Source organism: Pedobacter sp. 01N416 (genome assembly GCF_056399685.1).
The window spans coordinates 1-5,556 of sequence record NZ_JBFTRT010000327.1 but is presented as its reverse complement, the minus strand read 5'-3'; the positions used below and the strand labels follow the sequence as shown (position 1 = coordinate 5,556).

7 protein-coding genes are annotated in these 5,556 nt (G+C 37.0%); all 7 read left to right on the top strand.

Going from position 1 to position 5,556, the window contains the following annotated elements; all coding sequences use genetic code 11:
* Positions 1-736: hypothetical protein (locus AC1DND_RS17610; protein WP_477583577.1), on the top strand; the 736-nt coding region annotated here is incomplete at its 5' end.
* A 311-nt stretch (positions 737-1,047) separates the two neighbouring features.
* Entirely contained in the window at positions 1,048-1,650 is a 603-nt protein-coding gene (locus tag AC1DND_RS17605; protein ID WP_477583575.1) for a hypothetical protein, read from the top strand.
* A 148-nt stretch (positions 1,651-1,798) separates the two neighbouring features.
* Entirely contained in the window at positions 1,799-2,545 is a 747-nt protein-coding gene (locus AC1DND_RS17600) for an FRG domain-containing protein (RefSeq protein ID WP_477583573.1), read from the top strand.
* Positions 2,542-3,462, top strand: a complete 921-nt coding sequence (locus AC1DND_RS17595; protein ID WP_477583571.1) for a hypothetical protein — start codon at positions 2,542-2,544, stop codon at positions 3,460-3,462. Before AC1DND_RS17600 ends, AC1DND_RS17595 begins: the two co-directional genes overlap by 4 nt.
* Positions 3,463-3,573: 111 nt before the next feature.
* Positions 3,574-4,080 carry a hypothetical protein gene (locus tag AC1DND_RS17590; RefSeq protein ID WP_477583569.1) on the top strand — a complete coding sequence of 169 codons (507 nt, stop codon included), beginning with the start codon at positions 3,574-3,576 and terminating at the stop codon, positions 4,078-4,080.
* Positions 4,070-4,711: a hypothetical protein gene (locus AC1DND_RS17585; RefSeq protein ID WP_477583568.1), complete on the top strand. Its 642-nt coding sequence runs from the start codon at positions 4,070-4,072 to the stop codon at positions 4,709-4,711. The genes AC1DND_RS17590 and AC1DND_RS17585 overlap by 11 nt, the downstream gene beginning before the upstream one ends.
* A gap of 84 nt (positions 4,712-4,795) precedes the next feature.
* A complete protein-coding gene (locus AC1DND_RS17580; protein ID WP_477583566.1) occupies positions 4,796-5,233 on the top strand; it encodes a DUF4304 domain-containing protein in 438 nt (145 codons plus the stop codon).
* Positions 5,234-5,556: the final 323 nt, after the last annotated feature.

Sequence of the window (5,556 nt, the reverse complement as noted above, 5' to 3'; positions counted from 1 at the left end):
AACTATAGGAAAGGGCGTCACAATAGACCTTAAAAGGGAGTTCTTTGATATATCTGTTGAATCAATCCGATTACCTGATGGAAATTACCTTTCTACCTATAGAAATGAAGAGCTGTTTATAAATATCTTTTGCCTCTACGCAGTCACCAGCCAGAACGATTTTAACATGCTACATGAACAACTTCCTGCTGAAATGAAAGACTTTGGTTCTCACATGCTTATTATACAAGGCGTGGCAGAATTTATAAGACGCGTTGAATTGTCACTGACCAAACTTAACTTGAACTTTCATACAAGTCCTGTTAAGTATACAGACTTTGGCATGACGGAAAGATCAAAAAGCTACTTCGAAAAGCCATTAAGATATAAGTATCAAAGAGAATTTAGATTCGCATTCAAAAATACGGTTAAACGCGCTGAAATCATTGATATTGGAAATATCGAAGACATATCAATACTCTTGAGTATTGATAAATGCAAGTCAATAAGAATCTATCAGAAAACCGATGATATGATTGAGCACTTAGTGGAGGTGCATAGGACGCTAATGAAAAATCACTTTGATGCTATCGTAGCTTATAATAATCACATAAATTCCAACGGAGGCGGTTGCGAACTACCTAGATTGTTAGAAGATTTTAATGTTGCTGTATACCAGCTTAAAGCGTTCGAGGAGTCACACGGTCTAGTTGAGTACAGAGAAAAAATCTCGAATTCAATATTGAATGGTAGGTAAAAACTGCAAGACGATGCACATTTCCCTGTCGTATCTGTTTTATTACCCTCTTCAAAATAAAAATGTGCAACGAGTGGTCAGCATTATGATTGTCGTTTTAAAAGGTAAACAACTGTTTGGAGCACTCCTGACCTTGTAAACACAACATCGATATCTACACCTTTTCAGCATATCCAAAAACTGGTAACTCTCCCCTAAAGTAGGTTAAGTAAAAAATCTTGGATATTGATAAGATGGATTGGTTGACTTGCAATCATCTCTCATTCTATTATCTTTGCATAACTAAATCTCTCTTATAAAGTTAACGCTCGATGAAACGACACATTCTATCTTTAAAGGCAACTTTAGCAATTATGATTATGCTGACAGTCTCGGTCATAACATTCGCACAAAAGCCAACCTCCCAACACTTAACTTTCAAAGGCGTACCGATAACTGGCACCTTGATAGATTATGTATTTAAGATGAAACAGAATGGTTTCAGCCACATCGCAACTAAAGATGGGACAGCGATCCTCCAAGGAGATTTCGCAGGTTATAAGAATTGCGTAGTTGGGGTTTCAACGCTTAAGCAAAAAGACTTGGTCTATCAAATAGCTGTTGCCTTTCCAGACAGAGAAACATGGTCAGCACTATACGGAAATTACAGTAGTCTGAAAGAGTTGCTGACAGAGAAGTATGGGAAACCAAGTACCAAAGTTGAAAAATTTGATGACGAGCGTCAGGATGATCATAATAAGATGTATCAAGTTCAGTTTGATAGATGTAAGTACTACTCGATTTGGCAGACGGAGCAGGGTGACATAGAAGTTTCGATTGAACATAACAGTATAACAAGTTGTTTTGTTAAGCTAGCTTACTTAGATAAAATCAATGGAGCTATCATAAGAGCCAAAGCAAAAGACGACTTATAGAGTAGAAAGGTGGTTAACCGTAAGTTATAGCACTAGGTAAACCATATCCGCTTATACACCATCTGCAATTAAGAGATCAATAACTAAATCCAGGAGTTCATCAGATGGAAGCGTGCATGTAAAAGGCTATGCTCGTAAAGATGAGCATATGTTAAGCTACATACAAGATCAGCACCAAGAAGATATTAATCACAAAATGAAAGAAACTATAATAGCAGATTTGACAATGTTTCATAAGAAGCTAGCGACTTTAAGGAAATCAACTACCTTTAAGTTCAGAGGACAAAGTAATGCTGATTGGAAACTCGTTCCCAAAGCTGGCAGAGATGAGTTTTCTCATTCAAATGATGAAAAGTTATTTAAGCAATGGAAACGCAGAGCAGTATCTCTCCTTAACAATGACCGTTATAATGACTGGGAGTTACTGTCAATTGCACAACACACAGGTCTACCAACTCGAATGCTTGATTGGACTCATAATCCTCTTACAGCTGCTTTTTTTGCATCAGCAGATAATTTGGATGTTGATGGTGCTATCTACATACACAAAGTTACCCGATTTGTAAATGTTGAAAAAAACCCTAATCCTTTCTTAATCAAAGCACCATCCATAGTTATTTACCAGCCAAATACACCAACTATGAGAATCGCTAATCAATATGGTTACTTTTCCATTCATAACCAACCCATTCTTGAGTTTGACAACAAATCATTCAAAGGGGAGTTGGAGAGATTTATCATTCCAAAGAGTCTAAAGGAGGAAATGGTACATATGCTTAATCATTACGGCATTAATTACCTCAACTTATTCCCTGATCTTGAGGGGCTATCAAAACATTTGTGTTGGTTTGCTGAGCATTACAAATTTTGGGATGGTACAATACTGGACGAATGAACGAACAAACTCAACATGCATTCCTTGAATTAGAACAGTATGGAGTCTCGAATACTGAGGCAAAAAAGATACTTATTAAAACACTGCTAGACAATGGCGTCCGATCTCCCAAAGGTGGATGGGAAAGAGCGACCTTTGATATATCTAGAAACGGTGCTACTAATAAAGTTTCTTTTAGAGAGCTGTTAGCAGATGTCAAGGCCAATGGATATGAATCTGTCTCGCAATCTAATGCTGATAATAGAGATGAAATCTTTGGAGGTATGTTCGGGATAACAACGCCAACTATGGGGTTTCTAAAGATCGAATCCACATATGCTGGACATACAAAATCCCTTACACCGCCGATGACCAATATACCTGTGGAAATGGCTCTCTCTGAAGACATTCTATTTTATAGAGAAGAAGCCTGTATGTACAGCGATGAGTATGATTTTGTAATGTGCACAAGATATTATAGAGCATATCTTACTGCCTGTATTTCACTTGTTGATGCATTCATTAATCGGCACATATTGATATACAATCATAGTGGTATTAAGTCTCCGGTTCTTGACGAACTAAAGGTGACTTCTAGATTGGAAGACAGATTAAATCTTTTTATGGCATACTCCGCAGGTGGTAGTTTGAATGACATTAACGAAGGAAATCAATGGACTCAATTCAAGGCTCTTCGCAGGCTTCGTAATGAAATGACACATATAAATGAACCAAGTTTAGGCTATTCAATACATGAGTTCGCCGAGCATTTAAACTATGTAAAGAAAGGTATAGGTGGGCTGCTTAAATTGATAAGAAACAAACAGGGTAAACCTAGTTTGGCTTTCATTGAAAGACTGTATTATGCACCTTTAGTGTACTTTAATGAAATTACGCATAAAGAGGATGGCAACCACATTATAAAGAGAAGAAGATGACGACAACCCATGAGGGCTAGTAAGGAAGTATCTATCCAACTATAGCACCAATATAAGCTTATCCTCCCAATACGTTTAAAAGAACTATTATTAAACACTACTTTCTCTAAAATGCGTCCATTACCAAATTCTACAATAAGGGTTTTAGCTTATAAAGCATTAGATCGTGACTTTGACAGGACTTGGTCTGATTGGGCAGTTGAAATGCTAATGAATGGTTATGATACTGAACATCTTGTTATCTTGGCAGGTATGGGTGAGCCATTCGATTACTTTGAAATGCAGACCTTGACTACAAAAGCACTTAATGAATGGGGCTTGGACTTCTCTGATAAACTCCAAACTGTATGGAATTATGTCAATTACCTTATACAGATGCGCCTTGATGGTACGCTAGAATCAGTAACAGTTCTTACTGAGCTTAGAGATCTTTACCTTGAACTTGATTATGAGAAATCACTTCAGGAGTTCTACTTTCTGTATTATGCCAAGAGTGATTTAATAAGTGACGAAGTACAATGGTATATTGATGGAGTGGACAGAATCAATATTGATGAGACAGTAATCAGGTACTTTAACGAGTGGTTAAAACTAAAATCACATACAAATGAACAATAAGAAGTTAATTGTACTGATCTTTCTAATAGTAGGATGCAGGTCACCATTTGTAGATTCATATAAACAGATTCAGTCATCGATAGAGAAGTCAAATGCTATCTTACAAGTCTCAAACCGGAAGATATTAAAAGAGATTAAGGCTAAGGAAATTAATGCAATTTCAAACGAGGCTGATTCTATACAGTTTGCTAATCAAGATCTCAATGGCTTGATTGACGAATACAAAAAGCAAATCGAGAACCTTGATCTAATTGGATCTGATGTAGATATCGCCTATAAAGTCCTTGCTACTCCAGATTTTATTAAAGGTGCTTTAATGTCTGCTACTTCCACTCTTGTTGAGAGAGTTTCAAAAGTTGAAGCTGAACAATCAATGAAGAACCATCTTGATAGTCTCATACTCGAAGTTGCTCAGGCTCATACAAACTCATTATATTTTGAACAACGTTTCAAAGGCATCCCTTCTGCTAACGCCTTGGTAGAACTTGCTAATCTACAGTTACAAAGCTCGGAAATGACAAATATCAGTTTAGCGTCTCTTGATAAAAAGTGTTTGCTTATAAAGCATGGAGTTGGCGGCTCACCTTTAAAAACCAAAGACGGATATCCAAAACTAAAACCTTCCCCTTAAAAGAAAGAAATAGATTGAAAGATGGATATTAGGAAGTAAGGGGTAACTGCCAATTCCACTTATCAGAAAACTAAATGAGAGCCAATGAGCAGTTCTAATAGAAACGATATGGTTAAATGTTTGAATCAAACTGTGATACCAGTCTTAAGAAGTTTAAACTTTAAAGGCTCTTTCCCACACTTTAGACGGCAGACAGATGAACGGATTAACCTTTTAACGTTTCAGTTTGACAGAAGTGGTGGTGGATTCGTAATTGAAATTGCCAATTGCCAACCAAATGGCATTATAACTTCTTGGGGACTCGAGATTAAGCCTAATAAAGTAACTGCTCATGATGTTAACAAGCGAAAGCGTATTCAAAGCAACATGAATACCGAGAGTAGTCTAAACGAAGATTGGTTCCGTTACGACAAAGATTATCTATTTGGGCTAGGTAACGTTTACAAGAAGATTTGCAAAGAGGTGCTGCAAAGAATACCCATTGCGGAAGACTACTGGAAAAACGGAGAAGTTAATGATTGATATTATGGTATCTATCTAACTATTGCACCAATTTAAGCTTCTCCCCTCAACACATTTCAAGAAATTCCGGCATAAACGCTCAGATAGCCACCACACTGGCTATTTATATCCGTTGCTTCTTGATTTAGTTGAGTTGAAAGCTTGGTACATGTGCCATATTTAAATAGATACAACTATGGTACAAGAACAATTTAAAGTAGCTGAAGTGCAGGTAAGCTACAAACCAGATTACAATATCACGGATCGCCCTAAGATTACCTCATCAAACCAAACGTTTCAGCTTTTAAAGAGTCAATGGGATATGGGGAGGATCGCATTTCTCG